The sequence below is a fragment of the Kitasatospora sp. NPDC057512 genome (assembly GCF_042802135.1).
GTDB lineage: Bacteria > Actinomycetota > Actinomycetes > Streptomycetales > Streptomycetaceae > Kitasatospora.
On record NZ_JBHVET010000002.1, the window covers coordinates 25,316 to 49,898 of the forward strand.

Annotated in this window: 20 protein-coding genes; 14 read left to right on the forward strand and 6 right to left on the reverse strand. The window is 73.2% G+C overall.

Features of this window, described 5'->3' with window-relative positions; genetic code table 11:
• The first annotated feature begins 235 nt into the window (after window positions 1-235).
• From ACFU6K_RS00380 to ACFU6K_RS00395, 4 genes are all read left to right on the forward strand, one after another.
• Window positions 236-1,684, forward strand: coding sequence for a histidine kinase (locus tag ACFU6K_RS00380; protein WP_380660018.1), 1,449 nt, complete (start codon window positions 236-238; stop codon window positions 1,682-1,684).
• Window positions 1,636-2,283 carry a response regulator gene (locus ACFU6K_RS00385; protein ID WP_380660019.1) on the forward strand — a complete coding sequence of 216 codons (648 nt, stop codon included), beginning with the start codon at window positions 1,636-1,638 and terminating at the stop codon, window positions 2,281-2,283. The genes ACFU6K_RS00380 and ACFU6K_RS00385 overlap by 49 nt, the downstream gene beginning before the upstream one ends.
• 359 nt (window positions 2,284-2,642) lie before the next feature.
• Window positions 2,643-3,692 (forward strand): isopenicillin N synthase family dioxygenase, encoded by a 1,050-nt coding sequence (locus ACFU6K_RS00390; protein ID WP_380660020.1) that lies wholly within the window; start codon window positions 2,643-2,645, stop codon window positions 3,690-3,692.
• A gap of 231 nt (window positions 3,693-3,923) precedes the next feature.
• Entirely contained in the window at window positions 3,924-4,703 is a 780-nt protein-coding gene (locus tag ACFU6K_RS00395) for a MerR family transcriptional regulator (RefSeq protein ID WP_380660021.1), read from the forward strand.
• 62 nt (window positions 4,704-4,765) lie between these two features.
• Here the strand turns inward: ACFU6K_RS00395 and ACFU6K_RS00400 are convergent, their stop codons facing one another.
• The 4 genes from ACFU6K_RS00400 to ACFU6K_RS00415 form a co-directional block, all read right to left on the reverse strand.
• On the reverse strand, window positions 4,766-6,979 hold the full coding sequence (locus ACFU6K_RS00400; protein ID WP_380660022.1) for a 3-hydroxyacyl-CoA dehydrogenase NAD-binding domain-containing protein: 2,214 nt from the start codon (window positions 6,977-6,979) through the stop codon (window positions 4,766-4,768).
• Between the two features lie 115 nt (window positions 6,980-7,094).
• Window positions 7,095-8,309: an acetyl-CoA C-acetyltransferase gene (locus tag ACFU6K_RS00405; RefSeq protein ID WP_380660023.1), complete on the reverse strand. Its 1,215-nt coding sequence runs from the start codon at window positions 8,307-8,309 to the stop codon at window positions 7,095-7,097.
• 96 nt (window positions 8,310-8,405) lie between these two features.
• Window positions 8,406-9,548: an acyl-CoA dehydrogenase family protein gene (locus ACFU6K_RS00410; RefSeq protein ID WP_380660024.1), complete on the reverse strand. Its 1,143-nt coding sequence runs from the start codon at window positions 9,546-9,548 to the stop codon at window positions 8,406-8,408.
• 2 nt (window positions 9,549-9,550) lie between these two features.
• On the reverse strand, window positions 9,551-10,753 hold the full coding sequence (locus tag ACFU6K_RS00415; RefSeq protein WP_380660025.1) for a CaiB/BaiF CoA transferase family protein: 1,203 nt from the start codon (window positions 10,751-10,753) through the stop codon (window positions 9,551-9,553).
• Between the two features lie 257 nt (window positions 10,754-11,010).
• Here ACFU6K_RS00415 and ACFU6K_RS00420 point away from each other — a divergent pair, with 257 nt between their 5' ends.
• The 9 genes from ACFU6K_RS00420 to ACFU6K_RS00460 all read left to right on the forward strand — a co-directional run bounded on the left by ACFU6K_RS00420 (window position 11,011) and on the right by ACFU6K_RS00460 (window position 20,482).
• A complete protein-coding gene (locus ACFU6K_RS00420) occupies window positions 11,011-11,493 on the forward strand; it encodes a hypothetical protein (RefSeq protein WP_380660026.1) in 483 nt (160 codons plus the stop codon).
• A gap of 22 nt (window positions 11,494-11,515) precedes the next feature.
• Complete coding sequence (locus tag ACFU6K_RS00425; RefSeq protein ID WP_380660027.1) at window positions 11,516-13,666, forward strand: hypothetical protein; 2,151 nt, start codon at window positions 11,516-11,518, stop codon at window positions 13,664-13,666.
• A 101-nt stretch (window positions 13,667-13,767) separates the two neighbouring features.
• A complete protein-coding gene (locus ACFU6K_RS00430) occupies window positions 13,768-14,685 on the forward strand; it encodes a hypothetical protein (protein ID WP_380660028.1) in 918 nt (305 codons plus the stop codon).
• Between the two features lie 50 nt (window positions 14,686-14,735).
• The gene (locus tag ACFU6K_RS00435) at window positions 14,736-15,839 is read left to right on the forward strand and encodes a hypothetical protein (protein WP_380660029.1); all 1,104 of its coding nucleotides are present in this window, start codon (window positions 14,736-14,738) and stop codon (window positions 15,837-15,839) included.
• Window positions 15,840-15,928: 89 nt separating this feature from the next.
• Entirely contained in the window at window positions 15,929-16,480 is a 552-nt protein-coding gene (locus ACFU6K_RS00440) for a GNAT family N-acetyltransferase (protein ID WP_380660030.1), read from the forward strand.
• 119 nt (window positions 16,481-16,599) lie between these two features.
• Entirely contained in the window at window positions 16,600-17,577 is a 978-nt protein-coding gene (locus ACFU6K_RS00445; protein ID WP_380660031.1) for a hypothetical protein, read from the forward strand.
• Window positions 17,574-18,902, forward strand: coding sequence for a sensor histidine kinase (locus ACFU6K_RS00450; RefSeq protein ID WP_380660032.1), 1,329 nt, complete (start codon window positions 17,574-17,576; stop codon window positions 18,900-18,902). Before ACFU6K_RS00445 ends, ACFU6K_RS00450 begins: the two co-directional genes overlap by 4 nt.
• 8 nt (window positions 18,903-18,910) lie before the next feature.
• On the forward strand, window positions 18,911-19,627 hold the full coding sequence (locus tag ACFU6K_RS00455; RefSeq protein WP_380660038.1) for a response regulator: 717 nt from the start codon (window positions 18,911-18,913) through the stop codon (window positions 19,625-19,627).
• A 204-nt stretch (window positions 19,628-19,831) separates the two neighbouring features.
• Window positions 19,832-20,482, forward strand: coding sequence for a Pr6Pr family membrane protein (locus ACFU6K_RS00460; protein ID WP_380660033.1), 651 nt, complete (start codon window positions 19,832-19,834; stop codon window positions 20,480-20,482).
• Between the two features lie 37 nt (window positions 20,483-20,519).
• Here the strand turns inward: ACFU6K_RS00460 and ACFU6K_RS00465 are convergent, their stop codons facing one another.
• Complete coding sequence (locus tag ACFU6K_RS00465; protein WP_380660034.1) at window positions 20,520-20,732, reverse strand: hypothetical protein; 213 nt, start codon at window positions 20,730-20,732, stop codon at window positions 20,520-20,522.
• 408 nt (window positions 20,733-21,140) lie between these two features.
• Between ACFU6K_RS00465 and ACFU6K_RS00470 the strand changes: the two genes are divergently transcribed.
• On the forward strand, window positions 21,141-22,592 hold the full coding sequence (locus tag ACFU6K_RS00470) for a S41 family peptidase (protein ID WP_380660035.1): 1,452 nt from the start codon (window positions 21,141-21,143) through the stop codon (window positions 22,590-22,592).
• Window positions 22,593-22,604: 12 nt separating this feature from the next.
• Here the strand turns inward: ACFU6K_RS00470 and ACFU6K_RS00475 are convergent, their stop codons facing one another.
• Window positions 22,605-24,218: an ABC-F family ATP-binding cassette domain-containing protein gene (locus tag ACFU6K_RS00475; protein WP_380660036.1), complete on the reverse strand. Its 1,614-nt coding sequence runs from the start codon at window positions 24,216-24,218 to the stop codon at window positions 22,605-22,607.
• Window positions 24,219-24,583: the final 365 nt, after the last annotated feature.

Here is a 24,583-nt window from a genome sequence, read left to right on the forward strand (position 1 = left end):
ACCGGCGGCGGGGTGCCGACAGCCGTCTGGACGGCCTCTGCGGGGTGTATCCAGATACACCCCGAACTGGGTGTTCAGGCCTAGAGCACCAGCGGCCCCGGCCGGGCAGACTGACCCATCGAAAGGTCGGAACCGGGGTCCGCGGGGCCCCGGAACCACAGCTTCGGAACCGCGGCTTCGGGCCGCGGCATCGCGGCCTCCGGGCGGGGGCCGCGCAAGGGAGAGGGGGCGCGTCATGGACGCGGGAGTGCTGAACGGACTGGCCCTACGGGTCGGCCGGGCGTGCACGGACGGGGTGCGCGCCTGGTACGCGGTGACGCTGGCCGTGACGGGGTTCCTCGCACTGCTGGCGGGGCCGGTCCTGCTGGCCACCGCGCTGTTCGGTCCGGACGAACCCCGGGACTTCCAGCCGGGCGGGCCGCTGATCCTGGCGGTGCCGATGGCGCCGGTCGCCCTCTGGGCGCTCTGCTGGGCCACCGGGGGCGGCGGCCGGGCGGTCGGCGCCGCGCTGTTCGCTCCGGGGACGATAGCGCTGATGGCCGCCCACCTCTACGGCGGTGCGGCGCCGGGCGGCCGGTCCGGCTCGGTCTGGCTGGCGCCCGCACTGCTGGTGCTCGGGCTGTTCGGCGCCCGTTGGATCGCGACGGAGAGCAGGCGCACCGTCGGGAAGTGGAGCGGGCGGCCGATACCGGTGCCGTACCGCCGGCCGGTCCGCGCCGGGGCCTGGCCGCGGCTGCGGGCGGGCGGCTGGCTCACCGACCCGGCGACCTGGCGGGACTTCGCCTGGACGCTGCTCACCGGCGCCACCGTGCTGCTCACCGCCGTGATCGTCCTGCTGACCCCGGTCGCCCTGGAGGTCTTCGGCCGGGACGGACGGTTCTTCGCCCTGGGCGTCGTCTACTCGATGGGCCTGACCGTCGCCCCGTTGGCCGCCCTGTGGGCCGCCCCGCCGGCCCTGCGGATCCACGAGAAGGCCGCCCGGGCCCTGCTCGGGCCCTCCCGGCGGGCCGAGCTGGCCCGCCAGGTCAGCCATCTCGCGCAGACCAGGGCAGACACCATCGACGCCGGCGCGGCCGAGCTGCGCCGGATCGAGCGGGATCTGCACGACGGGGCGCAGGCCCGGCTGGTCGCACTGGGCATGCTGCTGACCGTGGCCGAGCAGCTGAAGGACGACCCGGACGCCCTCGGGCCGCTGCTGGCCGAGGCCCGGCTGTCCTCGGTGAAGGCGCTGGGCGAGCTGCGGGACCTGGTCCGCGGGATCCATCCCCCGGTGCTCGCCGACCGCGGCCTGGCCGACGCGGTACGGGCGACGGCGCTGGACCTGCCGCTGCCGGTCGGCTTCACCGGCGGCCTGCCCGGCCGGGCGCCCGCCCCGGTGGAGTCGGCCGCCTACTTCGCGGTGACGGAGCTGCTGGCCAACGTGGTGAAGCACGCCGGGGCCTCGCGGGTGTGGATCGAGATAGGGCACAGTGACGGGCTGCTGCGGATATCGGTCACCGACGACGGGCGCGGCGGCGCCGAGCCGTCCCGGGGAACCGGCCTCAGCGGAACCGAACGTCGACTGGCCGCCTTCGACGGGGTGCTCGCGATCAGCAGCCCGCCCGGCGGACCGACCATCGTGAACCTGGAGATCCCTTGCGCGTTGTCATCGCCGAAGACCTCTTCCTCCTCCGGGACGGATTGACCCGGCTGCTGGAGGCCAACGGCATGAAGGTCACCGCGGCGGTGGAGGACGGCGAGCAGCTGCTCGCCGCGGTGGCCGCGGACCGGCCCGACATCGCCGTGGTGGACGTCCGGCTGCCGCCGAGCTTCACCGACGAGGGCCTGCGGGCTGCGCTGGCGGCCCGTCAGGCCCACCCGGGCCTGCCCGTCCTGGTGCTGTCGCAGTTCGTGGAGCAGCTGTACGCCCGCGAGCTGCTGGCCGGCAGCACCGGCGGGATCGGCTACCTGCTCAAGGACCGGGTGATGGACGGCACCCAGTTCATCGACGCCGTGCGGCGGGTCGCCCAGGGCGGCACCGCGATGGATCCGGAGGTGATCACCCGGCTGCTCACCCACAACTCCTCGGCCGGTCCGGTCTCCACGCTCTCTCCGCGCGAGCGCCAGGTGCTCGGACTGATGGCGGAGGGCCGGTCCAATGCGGCGATCGCCCAGCAGCTGGTGATCACCGAGCGGGCCGTCGCCAAGCACACCGCGTCGATTTTCGTCCGGCTCGACCTCCAGCCTTCCGACGACGACAACCGCCGGGTCCTGGCCGTCCTGGCCTACCTCAACAACGCCTGAACGACCCCCGAGAGGAGCCGCCACCGCCGGCACTCCGGCACCACCGCCCCACAACTTGATAGATCACCGACAAATGGCGAGTGGCCCTCCGCTGCAGGGGGCTCGCCTGCCGCAGAACGGGTCAATTAGGCTGGTGGGGTGCTCATCCTTGTTCGCCGCCGCCACGTGGACCTGCTCCGCGTGACGACCATGTCCTGTCGACGCTCCGGCTGAACCTCGCGCCACCCACCCTCAACGGCGGCCCCTGCCCGGCCGCCACCACCTCCCGGCCCCGGAGCACCCGCCGCACCAGGCACAGCTCCGGCCGCCCCCGGTCGACCACCGGGACCAGCCGGGACGAGACCCAGCGGATGTCACACATGACGCAGCAGTACACGCCCATATCCGAGACCGGCACCGGCACCGGCTCCCCCGCGGCGGATGCCCTCCCGGTGATCGACCTCTCGCTCGCCGACGGCAACCCGGACGACCGCCGCCGCCTGCACGACGAGCTCCGCGCCGCGGCCACCGGCGTCGGGTTCTTCCAGCTGGTCGGCCACGGCGTCACCCCGGAGGAGACGGCCGCGCTCGCCCGGGCCATGCGGGCCTTCTTCGCACTTCCCGAGGCCGACCGGCTCGCCGTGAGCAACCTCAACTCCCCCCACTACCGGGGCTACACCCGCACCGGCGACGAGCGCACCGGCGGCAGCCAGGACTGGCGCGACCAGCTGGACATCGGCGCCGAGCTGCCCCCGCACGTCCCCGGCAGCGGCGAGCCCCCGTACTGGTGGCTGGAGGGGCCCAACCAGTGGCCCGAGGCCCTCCCCGAGCTGCGCACCGCCGCGCTCGGCTGGATCGACCACCTCGGCTCGGTCGCCCGCCGCCTGCTGCACGAACTCCTCGCCGCGATCGGCGCCCGCCCCGACTTCTACGACGAGGCCTTCGCGGGCCACCCCCACCTTCGCCTCAAGCTGGTCCGCTACCCCGGCACCGCCCCGGACGGCGCCGGCCAGGGCGTCGGCGCCCACAAGGACTACGGCTTCATCACCCTGCTGCTGCAGGACACCGTCGGCGGCCTCCAGGTCGAGCGCGCGGACGGCACCTTCCTCGAGGTCCCGCCGCTCGACGGCGCCTTCGTCGTCAACCTCGGCGAGCTGCTGGAGGTGGCCACGGACGGTTACCTCAAGGCCACCAACCACCGCGTGGTGAGCCCGCCCGGCGCCCACGAGCGCTTCTCGGTGCCGTTCTTCTACAACCCCCGCCTCGACGCCCACATCGAGCCGCTGGACTTCCCGCTCGCCCACCACGCCCCCGGCGCCACCGCGGACCCGGCCAACCCGCTCTTCGCCGACTTCGGCCTCAACGAGTGGAAGGGCTACACCAGGGCCCACCCCGAGGTCACCCGCCGCCACCACGCCGCCCTCGCCTGACCCGAAACCGCCGCCACCCCACCACCCCGACGCCCCTGCCCGAAGCCGGTCCCCCGGCGGACGGCAGGGGCGTCGGCGTCAGCGCCCCCACGCGTCCGCACGTGTCCGCACCTGCCCGCGCTCCCGCACACCCCCGCCGCCCGTCTGCCGCCCCCATCGGTGGACCGGCCCGCCCACCACTGTCACACTGCTGCTGTCACAGCAGGAGTGTGCCAGCGTGGGAGGCGGCGGATGGGGGAGCACGGCGGGGCGGGGGGCGGGGTGCGGCTGACGGTGGACGAGCTGGCGGCGCGGGCCGGGGTGACGGTGCGGACGGTGCGGTTCTACGGGACGAAGGGGCTGCTGCCGCCGCCGGTGCTGGGGCCGCGGCGGGTGGGGCTGTACGGGGCGGCGCACCTGGACCGGCTGGAGCTGATCGAGGAGTTGCAGCGGCAGGGCCTGACGCTGGCCGCGATCGAGCGGTACCTGGCGCGGCTCCCGGAGGACAGTACGCCGCTGGATCTGGCGATCCACCGTGCGCTGGTCGCGTCCTGGACGCCGGAGACCCCGGAGGAGGTCACCCGGGCGCAGCTGGAGCGGCGGGCCGGGCGGGGGCTGACGGAGGGGCAGGTCGAACGGCTCGCCGCGATGGGGGCGCTGGAGCGGACGCGGGATCCGGAGGTGTTCCGGGTGGATCCCGGGTTGCTGCCGCTGGGTGTGCGGATCCTGGACGTGCCGATCCCGCTGGAGACGCTGCTCGCCGCCCGGGCGGTGGTGCTGGAGCACAGTCGGGCGACGGCACGGGAGTTGCAGCGGCTGTTCCGCGAGACGGTGTGGAAGCCGTACCGGGAGAGCGAGCCCGCGCCCGCCGAGCTGGCCCGGATGCGGGCGTTGACGGACCACATCCAGCCGATGGTGGCGCAGGCGCTGGTCACGGCCTTCCAGCGCTCGCTCCGGGAGGAACTGGGCGAGGAGCTGAGCCGGGACTCGGGCCAGGAGTCGGGCCAGGAGTCGGGCCTGGAACCCGGGTGAGGCCGTGCGGGCGGCGGCCTCACCCGGGTCCGAGCAGGTCAGTGGATCAGTAGGCCGGCGGGTCAGTCCGTGAAGGTCCGCCCCTCGGCCGCGACCCGCTCCAGCAGCGCCGGCGGCGCGAACCGCTCGCCGTACGCGGCGGCGAGTTCGCGGGCGCGGGCCGCGAAGCCGGCCGGGCCGCCCTCGTACCCGTTGATGTACTGGAATACGCCGCCCGTCCAGGCCGGGAAGCCGATGCCGAGGATCGAACCCACGTTGGCGTCGGCGACCGAGGTCAGCACGCCCTCCTCCAGGCAGCGCACCGAGTCCAGCGCCTCGCTGAACAGCATCCGCTCCTTGAGGTCCTCGAACGGGACGTCACCCGGAGCAGCACTCGGAGCACCAGCCGGAACACCGGCCGGAGCGCCGGAGAAGTGCTCCAGCAGCCCCGGCCAGAGCCGCCCGCGCCTGCCGTCCTCGCCGTACTCGTAGAAGCCCGCGCCGCCGCTGCGCCCCGGGCGGCCGAACTCGTCGACCATCCGGTCGACCACCGCGTCGGCCGGGTGCGGCGTCCAGGTGCCGCCGACGGCCTCCACCGAGCGCCGGTACTCGTCGCGGATCTTGCGCGGCAGGGTGAGGGTCAGCTCGTCCATCAGGGAGAGCACCTTGGCGGGGTAGCCGGCCTGGGCGGCGGCCTGCTCGACGCTGGACGGGTGGATGCCCTCGCCGACCATGGCGACGCCCTCGTTGAGGAACTGGCCGATCACCCGCGAGGTGAAGAAGCCGCGGGAGTCGTTGACCACGATCGGGGTGCGGTCGATCTGCCGGACCAGGTCGAAGGCGCGGGCCAGCGCCTCGTCGCCGGTGCGCGGGCCGCGGATGATCTCGACCAGGCGCATCTTGTCGACCGGCGAGAAGAAGTGCAGCCCGATGAAGTCGCCCTGGCGCTCAACGCCTTCGGCGAGCAGGCCGATCGGCAGGGTGGACGTGTTGGAGCAGAGCAGCGTGTCGGGGCCGACCACGCCCTCGACCTCCTGGAACACCTTGTGCTTGAGCTCGGTGTTCTCGAAGACCGCCTCGATCACCACGTCGCAGCCGGCCAGGTCGGCGACCTCGGCGGTGGGGGTGATCCGGGCCAGCAGCGCGTCGCGGTCGGCCTCGGTGGAGCGCCCGCGCGCGACGGCCTTGTTCAACAGCCCCTCGGAGTAGGCCTTTCCGCGCTCGGCGGCCTCGATGGCGACGTCCTTGAGCACGACCTCGATGCCGGCCTTGGCGCAGGTGTAGGCGATGCCCGCGCCCATCATCCCGGCGCCGAGCACCGCGACCTTGCGGACCGGCCGCTTCTCGACGTCCTTCGGGCGCCCGGCGCCGGAGTTGACCGCCTGCATGTCGAAGAAGAGCGCCTGGATCATGTTCTTGCTGGTCTGCCCGCAGGCCAGCTCGGTGAAGTAGCGGGCCTCGATCGTCATCGCGGTGTCGATGTCCACCTGGGCGCTCTCCACAGCGGCGGCCAGGACGTTGCGCGGGGCCGGGTAGGGCGCACCGTTGAGCTGCTTGCGCAGGTTGGCCGGGAAGGCGGGCAGGTTGGCGGCGAAGGCCGGGGTGGCCGGGGTGCCGCCGGGGATCTTGTAGCCCTTGACGTCCCAGGGCTGGACGGCGGTCGGGTTGGCCTCGATCCAGGCCTTCGCGCGGGCGGTCAACTCCTCCGGGGTGTCGACCAGTTCGTGCACCAGCCCGTGCTCCAGCGCCTGCGCCGGGCGGTACTGGCGGCCCTGGAGGAGGAACTTCAGCAGGGCGTCGGTGATGCCGAACAGCCGGACCGTACGGACCACTCCGCCGCCGCCCGGCAGCAGGCCGAGGGTGACCTCGGGCAGGCCGATCCGGCTGGCCGGGGTGTCGAGCGCGATCCGGTGGTGGCAGGCGAGGGCGAGCTCCAGGCCGCCGCCGAGCGCGCTGCCGTTGACGGCGGCGACGACCGGCTTGCCGAGGGTCTCCAGGGTGCGCAGCGCGCGCTTGATCCGCATCGACTTCTCGAAGACGGCCTCGGCGTCCTCGGGTCGGGCGGCGGAGAGCATCCGCAGGTCTCCCCCGGCGAAGAAGGTCTTCTTGCCGGAGGCGATCACCACGCCGCGCAGCGCGTCCGCGGCGGCCAGGGCGGCGAGCCGCTCGACGACGGTCTCGAAGTCGGCGGTGAAGGCCTCGTTCATGGTGTTGACGGACTGGGTGGGGTCGTCGAGGACGAGGGTGACCACGCCGTCCTGGTCCTGCTCCCAGCGGATGGTGGTGGTGTCGCTCATCAAGTTCTCCAGGTCTACCGGTCTACCGGTCTGCAGAGGGAGGTACCGCGCGCACCGTGTCCCAGGAAGGCGCGCAGCGTGTCCCACGAAGGGTGGCGGCGGGCGACGGGTGGGCTCAGATGCGCTCGACGATGGTGGCGATGCCCATGCCGCCGCCCACGCAGAGGGTGATCAGGCCGTAGCGCAGGTCGCGCCGCTCCAGTTCGTCGACCACGGTGCCGAGCAGCATCGCGCCGGTGGCGCCGAGCGGGTGGCCGAGCGCGATCGCGCCACCGTTGACGTTCACCTGGTCGTGGCGGAAGCCGAGTTCGCGGATGAAGCGGAGCGCGACCGCGGCGAAGGCCTCGTTGATCTCGACCAGGTCGATGTCGGCGGCGGTGAGCCCGGCCTTGGCGAGCGCCTTGCGGGTGGCCGGGGCGGGGCCGGTGAGCATGATGGTCGGCTCGGAGCCGGAGACGGCGGCGGAGACGATCCGGGCGCGCGGGCGCAGCCCGTACCGCTCGCCGACCTCGCGGTTGCCGATGGCCACCAGCGCGGCGCCGTCCACGATGCCGGAGGAGTTGCCCGCGTGGTGGACGTGGTCGATGGCCTCGACCCAGTGGTACTTCTGGAGGGCGACGGCGTCGAAGCCGCCGGCCTCGCCGATGGCGGCGAAGGAGGGCTTGAGGCCGGCCAGGGTCTCGACGGTGGTGCCGGGGCGGATGAACTCGTCGCGCTCCAGCACGACCAGGCCGTTGCGGTCGCGCACCGGGACGACCGAGCGGTCGAACAGGCCGTCCGCCTGGGCCTTGGCGGCGCGGGCCTGGGACTCGGCGGCGAAGGCGTCCACGTCGGTGCGGGAGAAGCCCTCGATGGTGGCGATGAGGTCGGCGCCGATGCCCTGCGGGGCGAAGTTGGTCTCGTACGCGGTCATCGGGTCGGCGAACCAGGCGCCGCCGTCGGAGGCCATCTTCACCCGGGACATCGACTCCACACCGCCGGCCAGGACCAGGTCCTCCCAGCCGGAACGGACCTTGGCGGCGGCCAGGTTGACGGCTTCCAGGCCGGAGGCGCAGAAGCGGTTCTCCTGGACGCCGGCGACGGTGTCGGGCAGGCCGGCCGCGATGGCCGCGATCCGGGCGATGTCGGAGCCCTGGTCGCCGACCGGGCTGACCACGCCGAGCACGATGTCGTCGATCGCGGCCGGGTCCAACCCGGGGTAGCGGCCGCGCAGTTCGTGGATCAGTCCGACGACCAGGTCGATCGGCTTGGTGCCGTGCAGCGAGCCGGTGGCCTTGCCCCGGCCGCGCGGGGTGCGGATCGCGTCGTAGACGTACGCTTCGGTGGTCACGGTGGGAACGCCTTTCAGCGGGTTTTCGGGGCGGGGGGCTGTTCTGAGCGGGGGTGTTCGGAGCGGGGGCTCGGGGGCGCGGAAGGATGGAGTGGCTCAGCCGAGGACGGAACGGCCGACGATCTCCTTCATGATCTCGGTGGTACCGCCGTAGATGGTCTGGATGCGGCCGTCGGTGAACGCCCGGGCGACCGGGAACTCACTCATGTAGCCGTAGCCGCCGTGCAGTTGGAGGCAGCGGTCGGCGGTGCGCTTCTGCAGTTCGGTGGCCCACCACTTGGCCATCGAGGCGTCCGCCGGGGTGAGCGCCCAGCGGTTGTGCTCGGTGATGCAGCGGTCCACGAAGGCACGGGTGACGGCGCACTCGGTGGCCAGTTCGGCGATCTCGAAGCGGACGTGCTGGAGCTTGGCGAGCGGGCGGCCGAAGGCCTCGCGCTGCTTGACGTAGTCGGTGGTGATCTCGACCAGGTACTCGGCGCCGGCGATCGCCGCGGCGGCGATGGTGAGCCGCTCCTGGGCGAGGTTCTGCATCAGGTGGACGAAGCCGCCGTTGAGCTCGCCGATCAGGTTCTCCTTCGGCACCCGGACGTCCTCGAAGAACAACTCGGCGGTGTCCTGGGCCTTCTGGCCGATCTTGTCGAGGTTGCGGCCGCGCTCGAAGCCGGGCGTGCCGCGCTCGACGGCCAGCAGGCTCAGCCCGTGCGCGCCGCCCTCGGGGGTGGTGCGGGCGACCACGATGACCAGGTCGGCGAGGATGCCGTTGGAGATGAAGGTCTTGGCGCCGTTGAGCAGGTAGTGGTCGCCCTGGTCGACCGCCTGGGTGCGGATGCCCTGGAGGTCGGAGCCGGTGCCGGGCTCGGTCATCGCGATCGCGGTGATCAGCTCGCCCGAGCAGAAGCCGGGCAGCCAGCGGCGCTTCTGCTCCTCGGTGGCGAGCGAGGTGAGGTACGGGCCGATGATGTCGTTGTGCAGGCCGATCGCCAGTCCGGACGCGCCGGCCCGGGCGAACTCCTCGGCCAGCACGGCCGCGTAGCGGAAGTCCGGGGTGCCGCCACCGCCATACTCCTCGGGGACGGCGAGGCCGAGCAGGCCCTGGCGGCCAGCCGCGAGCCAGGCGGAGCGGTCGACGATGCCGGCCTTCTCCCAGCGGTCGTAGTGCGGCAGCACCTCCTTGGCCAGGAAGGCCCGCACGGTGGCCCGGAAGTCGTCGTGCTGCTCGGTGAAGATCTCGCGCTGCAACGCTACTCTCCTTGCTCTGCCGTGGAGTTGGGGAAGGTGACGCCGATCCCTGGGACCGGTACGTCAGGGTCGAGGGCGGGGACGCCCCAGTCCCGGGCCACCTCGGCGGTGTCCGCGCCCGGCCGGGCCGGCGGGCGGCGCAGGGCGCCCGGGGTGGCGGAGAAGCGCGGGGCGGGGGCCGGCTGGGTGACGCCGTCCGCCTCGACGTAGGTCCCGCGCGCCGACAGATGGGCATCACCGGCGGCCTGACGCATCGTCAACACCGGTTCCACGCAGGCGTCGGAGCCCGCGAAGACGGCCTCCCACTCGGCCCTGGTCCGGGTGGCGAAGCGGGCGGCGATCAACGCGCGCAGTTCGGGCCAGCGGGCCGGGTCGTACTGGCCGGGCGCGTCCGGGTCCAGCTCCAGCAGCCGGGCGAACTCCGCGTAGAAGCGCGGCTCCAGCGCGCCGACGGCCAGGTGGCCGCCGTCGGCCGCCCGGTACACCGCATAGAACGGCGCGCCGCCGTCCAGCAGGTTGACGCCCCGGCGGTCCTGCCAGTGGCCGGCCGCGAGCAGGCCCCACAGCATGCTGCCGAGGTGCGCCGCGCCGTCCACGATCGCGGCGTCGACCACCTGCCCGGCGCCGGTGGCCCGGGCGTGGTGCAGCCCGGCGAGCAGGCCGACGACCAGGTAGAGCGAGCCGCCCGCGTAGTCGCCCAGCAGGTTGGCCGGGATGCCGGGGGCCTCCTCGGCCCCGCCCGGCGCCGCCACCATCCCGAGCACCCCGGCGACCGCCGCGTACCCGAGGTCGTGCCCGGCGGTCGCCGCCCGGGGGCCGTGCTGCCCCCAGCCGGTCATCCGCCCGTACACCAGCGCCGGGTTGCGCGCCAGGCATGCCTCGGGACCGACCCCGAGCCGCTCCGCGACGCCCGGCCGGTAGCCCTCGATCAGCAGGTCCGCCCGCTCGACCAGATCCAGCACCCGCCCGGGGCCCTCCGGGGACTTCAGGTCGATCAGCACCGAACGCTTGTTGCGGTTGCTGAGGTCGTACGCCGGGTCCGTACCGAGCGGCGACGGCTCCGGCCGGTCCACCCGCACCACGTCCGCCCCGAGGTCCCCCAGCAGCATCGCCGCGAACGGCCCCGGCCCGATCCCGGCGAGCTCCACCACCCGCACACCCGCCAACGGCCCCCCGGCCTCCGGCGCCCTGCTCGCGTCACCCACTGGCTGCTGAACCCTTCCCGACGGGTTTGACAGTAAAGCTGTCACACTCGGGATGATAGGCAAGCGACCCGCCGGTAACAAGACCTCCACCCCCGCGCCGAGCCGCCAATTCCCCCTCGACCCAGGCCCGGTGAACCCGGCCACTCCCCGCGCCCACGGAATCACGGAGGGTGGGTCGGTGCACTGACGGAGGCTCCCTGTACGGTCGTCATGCCGCAGGGGAGCGGCCGCTTTGCCGAATGGGGAGGATTCCGCGCATGGGCAGCCCGTACTTCACCACCGGACCGGTCGCACCGGCCAAGGACCCGATACCGGGCCTGGAACTCGCCTCGGCCAAGGACTCCCCCTACGCCGACCCCGCGCCGCCCTCGTCCAACGGCGGCACCGTGCCGCCCCTTCCCTTCATCCACCCGGGCAAGGTCACCACCCAGCTGGACACCCCGTACGAACTCAGCGCCTCGGCCGGGATGGCCCGGCAGATCGCCACCGACCTCGACAGCGCCAACGGCAAGGCCGGCCCCGGCGCACACAGCCTCACCGAGTACGCGAGCACCGCATCGACGAAGATCCGCGGCTTCGCCTTCGGCGGCGCAGTCACCGGCGCCACCGAACGGTGGCTGAAGGAGTGCAAGGTCCTGCACGACAAGCTCACCAACGCCGCCGACGGCCTTGAGCAGACCCGGCAGAACTACCACTCCAACGAGATCACGACCGCCGCCGACCTGCGCGCCACCCAGTAGACACCAGAAGGGGGAACGACAGATGGTGTCCTTCAAGGAACTGCACGAAGCCGACTTCTCCGCGGTCGGCGACGCGGCCGAGGCCTGGGCCGGCGTCGCCAAGGCCCTCACCGCCCTGGACGGCCGGGTCGCCAAGGACCTCACCACCACCGCGCAGCGAGCCGGTTGGAAGGGCGATGCCGCCGACAGCGCGACCAGGAAGCTCCGGGACATGGACGGCGACTTCAAACAGGCCTCGGCCGTCGCCACCGCCCTCGCCGCGGTCATGAAGACCGCCGCCGAGGACTTCGCCGCCGCCCGCCGTGACCTCGACACAGCACTCCACGACGCGCAGACCCAGGATCTGACCGTCTCCGCGGACGGCACGGTCAGCTGGAGCATGCCGAAGGACGCGCGCAACGACACGGACGGCGAGGTGCTGGCACGGGACCTGGCCGCCAAGGCCAAAGCCGTCGCGGACCGCCTGGGCAAGGCCGTCGAGAAGGCCACCGCCGCCGACCAGCGGGCCGCCCTCCACCTCCAGAGCGACATCGGCACCAGCGACACCGCCTTCAACCCCGCCCCCGGCGGCACCGGCCCGGTCACCGACGCCAACCGGGCACGGGACCTGATGGCCAGGGCGTACGACCTCTCCGACGACGAACTCCGGCAACTGCAGGCCCTCCTGGTCGCCAACGCCGAGAACAGGGAATTCGCCACCACCCTGCTCAACGGCCTCCAGATCGGCGGGAAGACCGGCCCGGAGGCTTTCCTGGACTACACCAAGGTGCTCGACGGACTGGCCCACGGCAGCCACAACGCCAAGGGCTACCAGGACGTTTACGGCAACCTCGCCGTCGTGCTCGCCACCGGCACCCGGGATACCGGCATGGGCAAGGCCTGGGAGGACGGCCTCTTCCAGGCCGCCCGCCGCCAGGGGGGTCCGGCCGGTGGGCTGAACGACAACTACCCGGCGCTCACCGCGCTCATGGAGACGAAGGGAACCTTCGACCAGGCCTTCGTCCGCAGGGTCGGCACCGACCTGCTCGACTACGAGGCCTCCAGCAAGGCCAAGGGCGTGGATCTGTGGGGCCCGGCCTTCACCGAAGACCCCACGAAGGGCGACCCGCTCGCCCCGCTGCTGAGGTTGATGAGGGGCGACCGGGAGACGGCCCAGGAATTCCTCGACCCGAGCCAGAACAAGAACCTCCTCCACCTGCTCAAGGACCGAGGCTGGCTCGACGAGGGCCAGGAGCGCAAGCTCCCCGGAGACGTTCTGCGCGACACCTCGCACGAGATGTTCGCCGAGATGCTGGAGAACGCCACGACCAGCCACGACGCCACCCGGTACCCCGCCCCGCACGACAAGGTCAGCGCGCGGATCATGGACGAGACGCTCAAGACCGTCGGCGGCGCCACTCCCGGCGACAGCCTCCCGGTACCCGAGGTCCTCCGCAAGCCGATGGCCAGGATGCTCGCCGACTACGCCCCGGACATGCACGAGATCCTCGGCAAGGACCTGCAGAACCCGTCCCAGCCGAACGGCCTGACCGCCAAGCCGGAGCAACTGCTGCGAGTGGTCCGCGGCGCCTTGGAGGACACGGACACGTTCCGGATCATCCACCAGGCGGAGACCAGGGAGATCGCCCGCCGCCTCGACACGTACGGGCCCGAGGCCTTCGAGCCCGACAAGACGGGCCGCCCGGACCACGTCCTGTCCGCCTTCACGCAGGAGTCCTCCAAGGTCCTCGGTTCGCTCGACGCGGCATTCGTCAACGCGACCATCGACCACGCGGACGCGAAGAAGGCGGGCATCGACTGGCAGCAGAGGATGGCGTACCACGCGATCGGAACGCCCGCGAACGTGGTCCCGGGACTTCTTCTACCGGGAGTCTCCCAAGTGGTGCCGCTGGGCGACATGGCGCAGCGCCTCGTTGATGTCGGGACTGCCAAGTACGCCGAGAACGCCAAAGCCGAGATCGACACTGCCACCACGACCAGTGTGAGCACCCGGTACTCAGGGGGGCAACAGCAGTTGGACGCCATGATCGTGGACAAGGCGTGCCAGTACGGCATCGACCCCGAGGCCGCTGACCGTACGGGCACCGTGACGGAGCAGCTGGTACTCGACGTGGGGAAGGCCTACCAAACCGGGATCGACAAGGCCTACCGAGGCGCGTTCGGCAAGGGGTGAGCGCTGTGAGGACCAAGAAGACCAACCACGAAGAGAACTCCAACGACCCCGACGAGCCACGCTACCGGCCGCAACGACCCTGGCGCGGGATCGTGGTGACGGTGGTGCTGGCCGCGGTGGGCGGCGGGTCGCTCCTGCTGACGGACAACCTGACGAACGCCTTCGGGCCGGACGTCGTGTGCGACGGCGCGGTGAGCGCGGACGAAGTGAACGACGCGCTCGGTTGGGGCAAAGTCAGCGCCACGATGTACGGCGACGGGAAGCTGGACACCCCCGGCGCGTCCTGTGCGGCGATGGTGAGCAACGGGATCTTCGGCAACGAGCGGTTCGCCGTCATCGAGCTCGCCAAGGCCGGAGATCTCACCGGGTTCAAGTACGACGCGGAGTCCCAGCTGTTCGCCGCCTCGGCGAACGGTGGCACGGCCGGGGCCGTGCACAAGTCGTCGTACGGCTTCGCGCTGCTCCCGACGGGTTGCGACAACGGGCAGCGAGCCACCGTCAAGTCCCGGTCCTCCGACGCCCGGAAGCTCGCCGGGCTCGCCACCGCGGTCGCCAACCGCTTCGCGGCGCAACAGGGTTGCGGCGGGACGCCGCTCCCCGCACCGCGCGAGCTCACCGCGGCAGGTGCGGACCGCCCCCTCAACCGCGACGCCGTCTGCGGCCTGCCGGGGCTGACGATGCCCGACACTCCCGGTGGCCCCGTCTATCAGGAGACCGTGACCAACGCGAGCGATCCGCTGTGGGCCTGCCGCATCCACTCGGACGCGGACCTCAGGTCCTCGATCACCTTCACCATCGGCACCGATCCGCGCCTCGTCCAACCGTGGACCCTCGACCCCAGGCCGGCGTTCGGCCGCGCCCACTGGGTCGGGCAACACGAAGTCATGACGACATGCCAGGGAAAGCCCACCCGCTTCCGGTTCGAAGCGGACGGCTTCCGGGACCTCATCGGCAACACGACCTGGGAACAGTTCCTCACGGCCGGCGCCAAGGCGATCGGCTGCGAGCCGATCCTCTGACGGCTCCCACGGGCGGCCGGTTCGCGACCGGCCGCCCGTGTGGGGCACGCGTGATTCCGGCCGACCGAGCAACACACAGGGGACAGCACATCGTGGAAACGAAGGACGACAGCTCCGCCACAGGCCTGGCCGGGCGCGTCGATGCGGCGCTCGACCGGCGGGGATTCACCAGCTGGCCGCTGCGGGTGCGGGCAGCGGTCGCCGTGACGGGGGTGGTGGCGGTCACGGCAGGGGTGGGGGCATTCCTCACGGACAATCTGAGCAACGCGTTCGGACCGGACAGCGTGTGCGACGGTGTGGTGAGCGCGGTCGCCCTGAACGACGCGCTCGGGTCCGGACCGGTGGGCAGCGAGACGAACGGCGCCTGGCAGTCACCCAGTGGCGGGGCGTTCTGTACGGCAACAGTGAGCCACGGGATGTTCGGCGAGAGCCGGTCCGTCTTCGTGCAGGTCCTTCAGGCCGACGACCTCGGCCCGTACCTGGCCTACTCGGGAGACCGGCTGTTCGCCGCCTCGGCGAACGGCGGCGCGGCCGGGGCGGCCCGCGAGGACCGGGCCTGGGCGCTCCTCCCCGAGGGGTGCGGCAACGGGTTGCGGGTCGAGGTCAGGTCGGGCGACAACGGCCGGCCCGGCGCCGGGAAACTCGCCCGACTCGCCGTGGCTGCGGCGAACGGCCTGGCGGCGGACAAGGGGTGCGGGAAGTCGTCGCTTCGCGCACCTCACGAACTGTCGGCGGCCGGACAGGAACACGAACTGAACTCCGCCTCGGTCTGCGGCCTGCCCGGCTTCACCGCCTCCGGTACTGCCGGGGGCAAGGGGTTCAGGGAGAGCGTGAACACCGCGTTCGATCCGCTGTGGGTCTGCCGGATCAGCACTGACCAGGGCCGTTCCGTGATCTCCTTCTCCATCGGGACCGAGCCCCGGGTTCGCGGCCCGCTGTCCGAGAAGGAGGCCTCGCCCGCGTTCGGCCGATCGCGCTGGGCCGGCTCCCCCATCACGGACAGGGAGGTGGTGGCGACCTGTCAGGGCAAGCCGACTTACTTCCGGATGGACTCCGACATCACCGTCCAGGGGCCGCTCCCCGGCACCGGCGAGACCTGGGAACAGTTCCTCACGGCCGGCGGCAAGGCGATCGGCTGCGAGCCGATCCTGTAGGGGGTGCTCGGGCGGAAATGGGCGGACGGGTGTCGGGGTAATAGTCTATCTTGCGATGGACCTATTACGCGAGACACCGGGGGAGCACCATGAGCACCACCACAACCACCGACCGTACCGACCCGACCGCCCGCACCGTCGTCGCCGTCTCCGAGCGGCTGGTGCTGACGCGGCCCCAGGTGGGGGACGTGGAGGCGGTGTTCGCGATCCACGGGGATCCGGAGACCAACCGGTACAACCCGCACGGGCCGCAGCGGGAGATCGTCCAGGCGCGGGAGATGCTGGACGGGTTCGTCGCCGACTGGGTGCGGGACGGGGTGGGGTACTGCGCCGTCGCCACCCGGGAGGACCCGGGGACGGTGATCGGGTTCGCGGGGCTCTACCTGCACACCCTGGACGGGGAGCGGGTGTTCAACCTCTACTACCGGTTCCGGCCGTCCGCCTGGGGCCTCGGGTACGCGGCGGAGGCGGCTCGGGCGGCGATGGCGGAGGCGCTGCCGCGCCACCCCGGCGTCCCGGTGGTCGCCCTGATCCACGCGGACAACCTGCCCTCGCGCCGACTCGCCGAGCGGCTCGGGCTGGTGGCCGACCCGGACGGCCGCACCGACGAGGAGGACCGGGTGATCCACCGGATGGCCTGAGGGGCCGGCGAACCCCCGTCCACCGGAGGAGCCCCCGCCTGCCGGATCCCCCGCCAGGGGGAGCGGGATCGCGCCCCGGGCGGAGGCTCCGGCGCCCGGCCCGGCGGGACCGTGGGGGCATGAGATTCAACGAGAACGTGGTGCGGGCCGGGGCGGCGTGGACGGCGGTGGCGGCGACCGGGCCGTACCTGACGCTGAAGCTGCTGTGGCTGACCGGGCACCCGGTGGGGGCGGGCGATCCCGGCGAGATGGACCGGCTGTGGCTGGTGAACCTGCTGACCTTCGGCATGGACGCGATCGCCGTGGCCCTGGCGCTGGCGTTCGTCCGGCCGTGGGGGCGGCGGGCGCCGGCCGGGCTGGTGGCGTTCCCGATGTGGGTGGCGACCGGGCTGCTCGGCACGATCCTGGTCGCGCTGCCGCTGTACCTGCTGAGCCTCCTGGTGCTCGGGCCGGAGAGCACCGGCCAGGACGACAAGGACCTCGGCGGCTGGGTCTTCCCCGTCGTGTACGGCGGCTTCGCCGTCCAGGGCCTCGCGCTGATCACCGCCTTCACCCTGTACGCCCGCCGGCGCTGGGCCGGGCTGCTGCGGGAGCGGATCGGCGACCTGCCGGACTCCCCCACGCTGACCGTGCAGCGCGTCCTCGCCTGCGTCGCCGCGCTGCTCGCCGCGGGCGTCGCGGCGGGCCGGGTCTACTGGGCGCTCGGCGGCACCGCCGGACTGCCGCAGGATCTGGTGGACGGCCGGTCCCGGGGCGTGGCGGTGATGAACGGGGTGACCGCGGTGATGGCGGTGGCAGCCGCGGCGGCGCTGCTGGTCCTGGTCTTCCGGGTCCGTCCGGGGCGCCGGCTGCTCGGGCCGCTGCTGGTGGTCTGGACGGCGGCCGCCTCACTGTTCGGCTGGGGCGCCTGGCAGTTGGTGGCCTTCGGGGCGATGTCGACCCGGGTGACCGAGCTGCGGACGGCCGTACCCGGGCTGACGCCCCTGGTCGAGGCCGCCCAGGTGGTGGCCGCGGTGCTGGTGCTGGCGGTCGGGGCGGTCGCGCTCACCGAACGGGGCGCCCTCCGGCGCGCCGCTGCCGTAGAGTCGCGCGGGTGATCACGGGGGTGGGCATGCGGCCGCGGGGTACGGCGGGCGAGGGCGTTCGGTCGGGGCGTACGGGAGAGCTTGGCGTCCGGCTGCGGCGTGCGGCGGGGGCGTCGGTCGGCCGGCGGGCCCGGCTGCGCTGGGTGCACCTGGTGCTGGGCGGCGCGCTGCTGATGCCGTACTGGATGCTGTCGGTGGTGCTGTACGGGGCGCTCAACCCGAACCAGCCGCCCGGGCGCCAACTGCTGCTCTACCTCCTGTCGCTGCTCACCTCGCTGCCGATGGCCGCCGTCACCGCGCTGGTGCCGATGGTGCGGGGGCTGGAGGGCGCGGCGGCGCGGGCGCTGTGCTCGGCGGCCCGGCCGGAGGAACTGGCCACCGGACCGGCCCGCTCCTGGGGCGCCCGGTGGCGCACCGCGCTCTGGTACGTGCTGCACGTCCTGTTCGGCGGGGTGGTCGCCGGGATGACGCTGGCGGGCACCCCCTTCGCGGTGGTGCTGGTCTGCGGCTTCGCGGGGACCAGGGAGTTCGTCCGGATGTGGGAGCGGCACTTCCCCGGCTGGCTGGTCACCGGCCCGGTCCTCGGCCTCGGCGTTCTGCTGCTGATCGTCGGCACCAACGCCGTCTGCGGCGCGCTGCTCGCCCGCTGGGCGCCCGCCCTGCTCGGCCCGACCCCGGAGGAGCGGGTGGCCGCCGCCGAGCGCCGGGCCACCGTGCTCGCCCAGCGCAACCGGCTGGCCCGCGAGCTGCACGACTCGGTCGGCCACGCGCTCAGCGCCGTCGGCATCCAGGCCTCGGCCGCCGCCCGGGTGCTGCGCAGCAACCCGGACTTCGCCGCCGAGGCGCTCGCGGCGATCGAGGAGACCGCCCGGGCGGCCGTCGCCGAACTCGACGCCGTGCTCGGGCTGTTGCGGGAGGAGGACCCGGAGGCCGCCGGACCCGCCGGGCCCACCCTCGCCGGGCTGGACGACCTGCTGCGCCAGCTCGGCCGCGCCGGGGTGGCGGTGGACGCCGAGCTGGCGCCCGGGCTGGCCGGCCTGCCCGAGCCGGTCTCCCGCGAGGCGTACCGGATCGTGCAGGAGGGCCTGACCAATGTGCTGCGCCACGCCGGGACCACCCCGGCCCGGCTGCGGGTCCGGCTCGCCGACGGCCGGCTGGAGATCGACCTGACCAACCCGCTCGGCCCCGCCCGGCCGAGCCGCCCCGGTGGCGGGCGCGGGCTGCGCGGGATCGGCGAGCGGGCGGCGGCCCTGCACGGCGGCAGCGCGGCGGGGCCGGACGAGGACGGAACGACGTGGCGGCTGGCCGTCTGGCTGCCGGTGGGAGGAACGACGTGAACGAGGACATGCGCGACGACCGGCACGAGGCCGTGCACGAGGGAACGCGGCAGGACGCCGACGACATCCGGGTGGTGATCGCGGACGACGAGCGGCTGGTCCGCCTGGGCCTGCGGGTGGTGATCGACAGCGAACCGGACCTCACCGTGGTCGGCGAGGCCGCCGACGGGGCCGAGGTCGTCCCGCTGGTGCGCGAACTGCGCCCGGACGTGGTGCTGATGGACGTCCGGATGCCCGGCATCGACGGCATCCGGGCCACCGAGCAGCTGGTCAACGGGATGGCCGTGCCGCCGCGCATCCTGGTGGTCACCACCTTCGAGCACGACGACCACGTGTACGACGCGCTGCGCGCGGGCGCCGCCGGCTTCCTGCTGAAGCGGGCCCGGGCGGAGGAGATGGTGCAGGCGGTGCGGCTGGTCGCGCGCGGCGACTCGCTGCTGTTCCCGGCGGCCGTCCGCGACCTCGCGCTGCGCCACGGCGCGGACCGGCGCCGGGAGGCCGGGCCGGGCGACCGGGGGCCGATCGGGCGGCTGACCGAGCGGGAGGGGCAGGTGCTGCGGCTGATGGCCACCGGGCTCAACAACGGCGAGATAGCCCGGCAGCTGGTGGTGAGCCAGGAGACGGTGAAGACCCACGTCGGCAGCGTGCTGGCCAAGCTGGGCGCGCGGGACCGCACCCAGGCGGTCATCGCGGCGTACGAGTCGGGCTTCGTGCTGCCTGGCTGACGCACACTCAGGCACCACTGCGGCCACCGGCTCGGGCACTCGGCGGCATCCGGCTCGGGCACTCGGGGGCATCCGGCTCCGGCCCCCGGCGCGCCCGAGCGCCTCGAACGCGGATTCCATCCGATCGGCACCAGCGAGTAGAGTGCGGGTTTCCCCCTCGACGTCCGATACCTCCCGTATCGCCTGGAACGAACTGGTGGCCGCATGACAGTCCGGACCCGACCCGCGCTCTGGTGGCGCATGGGCATCGTGCTCTCGGCGGGCCTCGGCCTGACCCTCGGGACCGCGCCGCTGGTCTACTTCACCGTGCAGAGCAACGTGATCGTGTTCGGCTACTTCATCGGCGCGGTGTACTGGATGGTCAAGCGCGGCACCGTGGACGCACCCGCGCCCCGGCTGCGCGGCGCCGCCACGCTGTACATCCTGATCACCGGGCTGGTCTCGCACATCCTGCTCGAACACGGCGCCAACCCGCTGCCCGGGCTGGTCAGCGGGCCGGACAAGCTGGCGCACTGGTCGTCGTTCTTCCTGCACTACGTGACGCCGGTGATGGTGATCGCCGACTGGCTGGTGCTCAAGCCGCGCAACGCCTCGGCCTGGAAGGACATCCCGCTCTGGCTGGGCTTCCCGCTCGGCTACGCGGCGATCGTGCTCACCCGCAACGCGCTGTTCGACAACTACCCGATGCCCTACCCCTACTTCTTCTTCGACCCGACCACCAAGGGCTACGGCTACGTCTGGGGCCAGATAGCCCTGCTGACCGTCGAGTTCGTGGCGCTCGCCGCACTCGTCGTCGGGCTGGACCGGCTCGGGACGCGGATCGCGGGAAGGCTGCGGCCGGCGCCGTCGGCATAGCCCGCCGCCCCCGGCGCTCCCCGGCGCTCCCCGGCGCTCACGCGGCGGGCGCGTCCTCGGGGATCCCGGCATCGAACTCGGTCCGGTGCGCCTTCCAGAACGCCACCGCGTGGTCCACGAAGACCCGGCGCTGCTGCTCGCGCACGCTCAGGTCGTGGACGTAGGCCTTCACGGTCTTGCCGTCCGCGGCGGCGGCCTCGCGGATCGCGGCGAGCTCGTGCTCCGTGTACTCGATGGTGAGCGCAGGCATGCCGCCGATGCTACTGGAGCGACGGGTAGTTGGGGCCACGGACGGCGGTTTTTCACCCGCAGTCAAAACGGTCGCTGTCGAGACCGACGAGGACCATTGCGCCCGGCTCCGGGTCGGCCCGGAGAAGGAAGCCGGTGGGCCCGGAGGAGGAAGCGGGTGCGGCTCGTCGGATGACGCCCGGGCGGTGGGGCCGGCCGTAGCGTCGACGGCAGCGGTGGCGGAGGGGTTCCGCGGGGGAGACCGGGGTTTCGGCGGAGGCCGGAGATGACACGCAGGTCAGGAACGGCACGCAGGTCAGGAATGACGCGCACGGCGGGCGCGACGCGCTGGACGGGAACGGCGCGCAGCAGGACCGGAAGCAGTGTCGGCGGGACCGGAAGCCGCATCGGCAGGACCGCGGCCGCGGCGGTGGCGCTCGCGACGGCGGTGGGGCTGGCGGCGCCGGGGGCGGCCGCGGCGCGGGAAGGACGGGGGAACCCGCTGGAGGGGGTCTGGCGGACGGAGGGCTACGGCCTGCTGATCGCGGTCTCCGGGGGCCGGGTCACCACCTACGACGTGACCGCGCACAGCTGCCTGCCCGGGTGGGTCACCGGGACGCAGGCCTCGGCGCCCGGCCCGGACGGCACCACCCGCTACACCGTGGGCAACCTCGCCCTGACGCTCACCCCCAAGGGCCGGAACCGGGCCGTGGAACGCGAGGAGAGCGGGGTCGGCTCCAAGTCGCTCACCCGTCTGAACGCCCTGCCGCCGCTGTGCGCGCGGCCGGCTCCGAACGACCCCCTCGCGGTCTTCGACCGGTTCTGGGAGAACTTCGAGGAGAACTACCCCTTCTTCGCCGCCAAGGGCATCGACTGGCACGCCGTCCGGGACGAGAAGCGGCCCACGATCACCCCGGCGACGACCGCCGACCGGTTGCAGGACGTCTTCACGGACATGCTCCGCCCGCTCGGCGACGCGCACACCGGGTTGGCCCGGGTGGTCGACGGGCACGCCAAGGAGGTCTTCGGCGGGCAGCGGCCCGGGTCGACGGTGCAGACCGCGGAGCTGACCGCGCGGGCCCTGCAGGCCTCGGCCGCCCAGCTCACCGGCCCGGAGCAGCAGTTCGCCGGCGGCCGGCTCGGCGTGGGCCGCCTCCCGGACGGCCTCGGCTACCTCCGGGTGAGCAGCTTCGACGACTACACCGACGGCGACTTCCGCAGCCAGGTCGACGAGCTGGACCGGGCGCTGGACGCCGTGCTGGCCGGCCCGGACCGGCCCACCGGCCTGGTCGTCGACGTACGGCTGAACGGTGGCGGCTCGGACGCGCTCGGGCTGCACATCGCCGCCCGGCTCACCGATCGCCCGTACGTCGCCTACCGGAAGGTGGCGCGCAACGATCCGGCCGACCCGACGAGGTTCACCCGGCCCGAGCCGATCACCGTACGGCCGTCGGCGGGCGGGCACTTCACCGGGCCGGTGGCGGTGCTCACCTCCTCGATCTCCACCAGCGCCGCGGAGACCTTCACCCAGGCCATGACGGGCCGCTCCCCGCGAGTGCTCCGGGTCGGCGAGAACACCCAGGGCGTCTTCTCCGACATCATGATCAAGACGCTCTCGCCGGAGTTCATGGCCGTCCTGCCGAACGAGAAGTACCTCACCCGGAACGGCGGTACCTTCGACGGCCCGGGCATCCCGCCGGACGTCCGCACGCCGGTGTTCACCGAGGACGAGCTGGCCGCGCTCAGGGACTCGGCCCTGAGCACGGCCCGCCGGATGCTCACCGAGGACGCCCGGGACGACCAGGGCGACCAGGGCGACCAGAGGAACGCCCAGAGCGACCAGAGCGACCAGGGCGGCACCCAGGGCGACCAGGAGCAGTGACCGGTAGAACCGCTACATCGGCCCCACCGTCCGCAGTTCGCCGTCCAGCTCCAGCCACCGGGTGAGGCCCAGGCCGCGCAGGAACGGCAGGTCGTGGCTGGCCACGATCAGCGCGCCCCGGTACGCGGACAGCGCCTGGGTGAGCTGCCGGACGCTGGCGAGGTCCAGGTTGTTGGTCGGCTCGTCGAGCAGCAGCAGCTGCGGCGGCGGGTCGGCCAGCAGCAGGGCGGCCAGCGTCGCCCGGAAGCGCTCGCCACCGGAGAGGGTGGCGGCGGGCTGGTCGGCCCGGGCGCCGCGGAACAGGAAGCGGGCGAGCCGGGCGCGGACCGCGTTGTCCCCGGCGGCGGGGGCGAACAGCTTGACGTTCTCCACGACGGAGCGCTCCTCGTCCAGCAGGTCGAGCCGCTGCGGGAGGTGCCGCAGCGGCACCGGGGTGATGATCTCCCCGGCCAGCGGGGCGAGTTCGCCCGCGATGGTGCGCAGCAGCGTCGTCTTGCCCGCGCCGTTGCGGCCGACCAGGGCGATCCGCTCGGGCCCGCGCAGGTCGAGGTCGGCGGTGGTGCCGTGGGGCAGCCGGACCCTGTCCAGAGTGAGCACGGTGCGCCCGGCCGGGACGGCGGTGCGCGGCAGGTCGATCCGGATCTCGGCGTCGTCCCGGACGGCCTCCTCGGCCGCGTCGAGCCGGGCCTTGGCCTCGTCCAGGCGCTCGGCGTGCATGCCCTGGAGACGGCCGGCCGTCTCCTGGCCCTTGCGCTTGAGCATCCCGGCGAAGATGTGCGGGTCGTTGCGGGTGACCGAGCGCTTCTTGCCGTACGCGGCGCTGCGGTCCAGCCGGATGCGGGCCTCGGCCAAGTCCCGCTTCTGGCGCCGGACGTCGGCCTCGGCGTTGCGCAGCAGCCGCTCGGCCGTCTCCTGCTGGGCCGCGAGGGTGCGTTCGTAGTCCTCGAAGTTGCCGCCGTACCAGGTGACTTCGCCGTCCCGGAGGTCGGCGATCTGGTCGACGTGCCGGAGCAGCTCGCGGTCGTGGCTGACGATCAGCATCACGCCGTTCCAGCCGGCGACCGTCTCGTAGAGCCGCTCGCGGGCGGCCCGGTCGAGGTTGTTGGTGGGCTCGTCGAGCAGCAGGACGTCGGGGCGGGCCAGCAGCAGGGCGGCCAGCCGCAGCAGCACGGCCTCGCCGCCGGAGAGTTCGCCGGTGGTCCGGTCGAGGCCGAGGCGGTGCAGGCCGAGCCGGTCGAGGGTAGCGCGGGCGCGCTCCTCGACGTCCCAATCGTCGCCGACCGCGTCGAAGTGGCGCTGGTCGGTGTCGCCGGACTCGATGGCGTGCAGGGCCTCGCGGGCGGCGCGGATGCCGAGCGCCTCGTCCACCCGCAGGGTGGTGTCGAGCGTCAGGCCCTGTGGCAGGTACCCGAGTTCGCCGTCGATCCGGACGGTGCCGCCGGTCGGGGTGAGTTCGCCCGCGATCAGTCGCAGCAGGGTGGACTTGCCCGCGCCGTTGAGCCCGATCAGGCCGGTGCGGCCGGGGCCGACGGCGAGCTGGAAGCCGTCCAGGACGGGCTTGCCGTCGGGCCACTCGAACGAGAGCTCGGTGCAGAGGACGGCGGTGGTGGTGGGGTGGTGTGCCATACAGGCCTCCCGGGGTGGTTGCCGAAGGGGTGGTGAGCAACACGGGGAGACACCGCGGGTGCGGAAAACCGGGCACGGCCGGAGGGAACGAAGGGGTGGCGTCACGCAGAGGAGTGCCACGGGCCGTGACTGAGGTCGCACACTCGCGCACCGCGCGACGGCAGCAGGGCCTGCGCGGCGGGGGCGGTGTCCCGGGACCTCAGTAGAGCAACGGCCTTCTCCTTGTCTGGCTGATGACCCGGACCACGCTAGGCAGCCCGCCCGGGGCATGCAACCGATTTACCGGCCGCCGGGCCCGCCGGGACCACCGCGCGACCCGCCGGGCGCACCCCCGGACCGCCCCGCCGCGGGGCCCCGGACCGCCC

Excerpts from the sequence above, each read along its gene's own strand:
- ACFU6K_RS00445 (WP_380660031.1), top strand. The coding sequence starts at position 16,600 with ATGAGATTCAACGAGAACGTGGTGCGGGCCGGGGCGGCGTGGACGGCG.
- ACFU6K_RS00440 (WP_380660030.1), top strand. The coding sequence starts at position 15,929 with ATGAGCACCACCACAACCACCGACCGTACCGACCCGACCGCCCGCACC.
- ACFU6K_RS00400 (WP_380660022.1), bottom strand. The coding sequence starts at position 6,979 with ATGAGCGACACCACCACCATCCGCTGGGAGCAGGACCAGGACGGCGTG.
- ACFU6K_RS00425 (WP_380660027.1), top strand. The coding sequence starts at position 11,516 with ATGGTGTCCTTCAAGGAACTGCACGAAGCCGACTTCTCCGCGGTCGGC.
- ACFU6K_RS00420 (WP_380660026.1), top strand. The coding sequence starts at position 11,011 with ATGGGCAGCCCGTACTTCACCACCGGACCGGTCGCACCGGCCAAGGAC.
- ACFU6K_RS00395 (WP_380660021.1), top strand. The coding sequence starts at position 3,924 with ATGGGGGAGCACGGCGGGGCGGGGGGCGGGGTGCGGCTGACGGTGGAC.
- ACFU6K_RS00380 (WP_380660018.1), top strand. The coding sequence starts at position 236 with ATGGACGCGGGAGTGCTGAACGGACTGGCCCTACGGGTCGGCCGGGCG.
- ACFU6K_RS00390 (WP_380660020.1), top strand. The coding sequence starts at position 2,643 with ATGACGCAGCAGTACACGCCCATATCCGAGACCGGCACCGGCACCGGC.
- ACFU6K_RS00455 (WP_380660038.1), top strand. The coding sequence starts at position 18,911 with ATGCGCGACGACCGGCACGAGGCCGTGCACGAGGGAACGCGGCAGGAC.
- ACFU6K_RS00475 (WP_380660036.1), bottom strand. The coding sequence starts at position 24,218 with ATGGCACACCACCCCACCACCACCGCCGTCCTCTGCACCGAGCTCTCG.
- ACFU6K_RS00460 (WP_380660033.1), top strand. The coding sequence starts at position 19,832 with ATGACAGTCCGGACCCGACCCGCGCTCTGGTGGCGCATGGGCATCGTG.
- ACFU6K_RS00465 (WP_380660034.1), bottom strand. The coding sequence starts at position 20,732 with ATGCCTGCGCTCACCATCGAGTACACGGAGCACGAGCTCGCCGCGATC.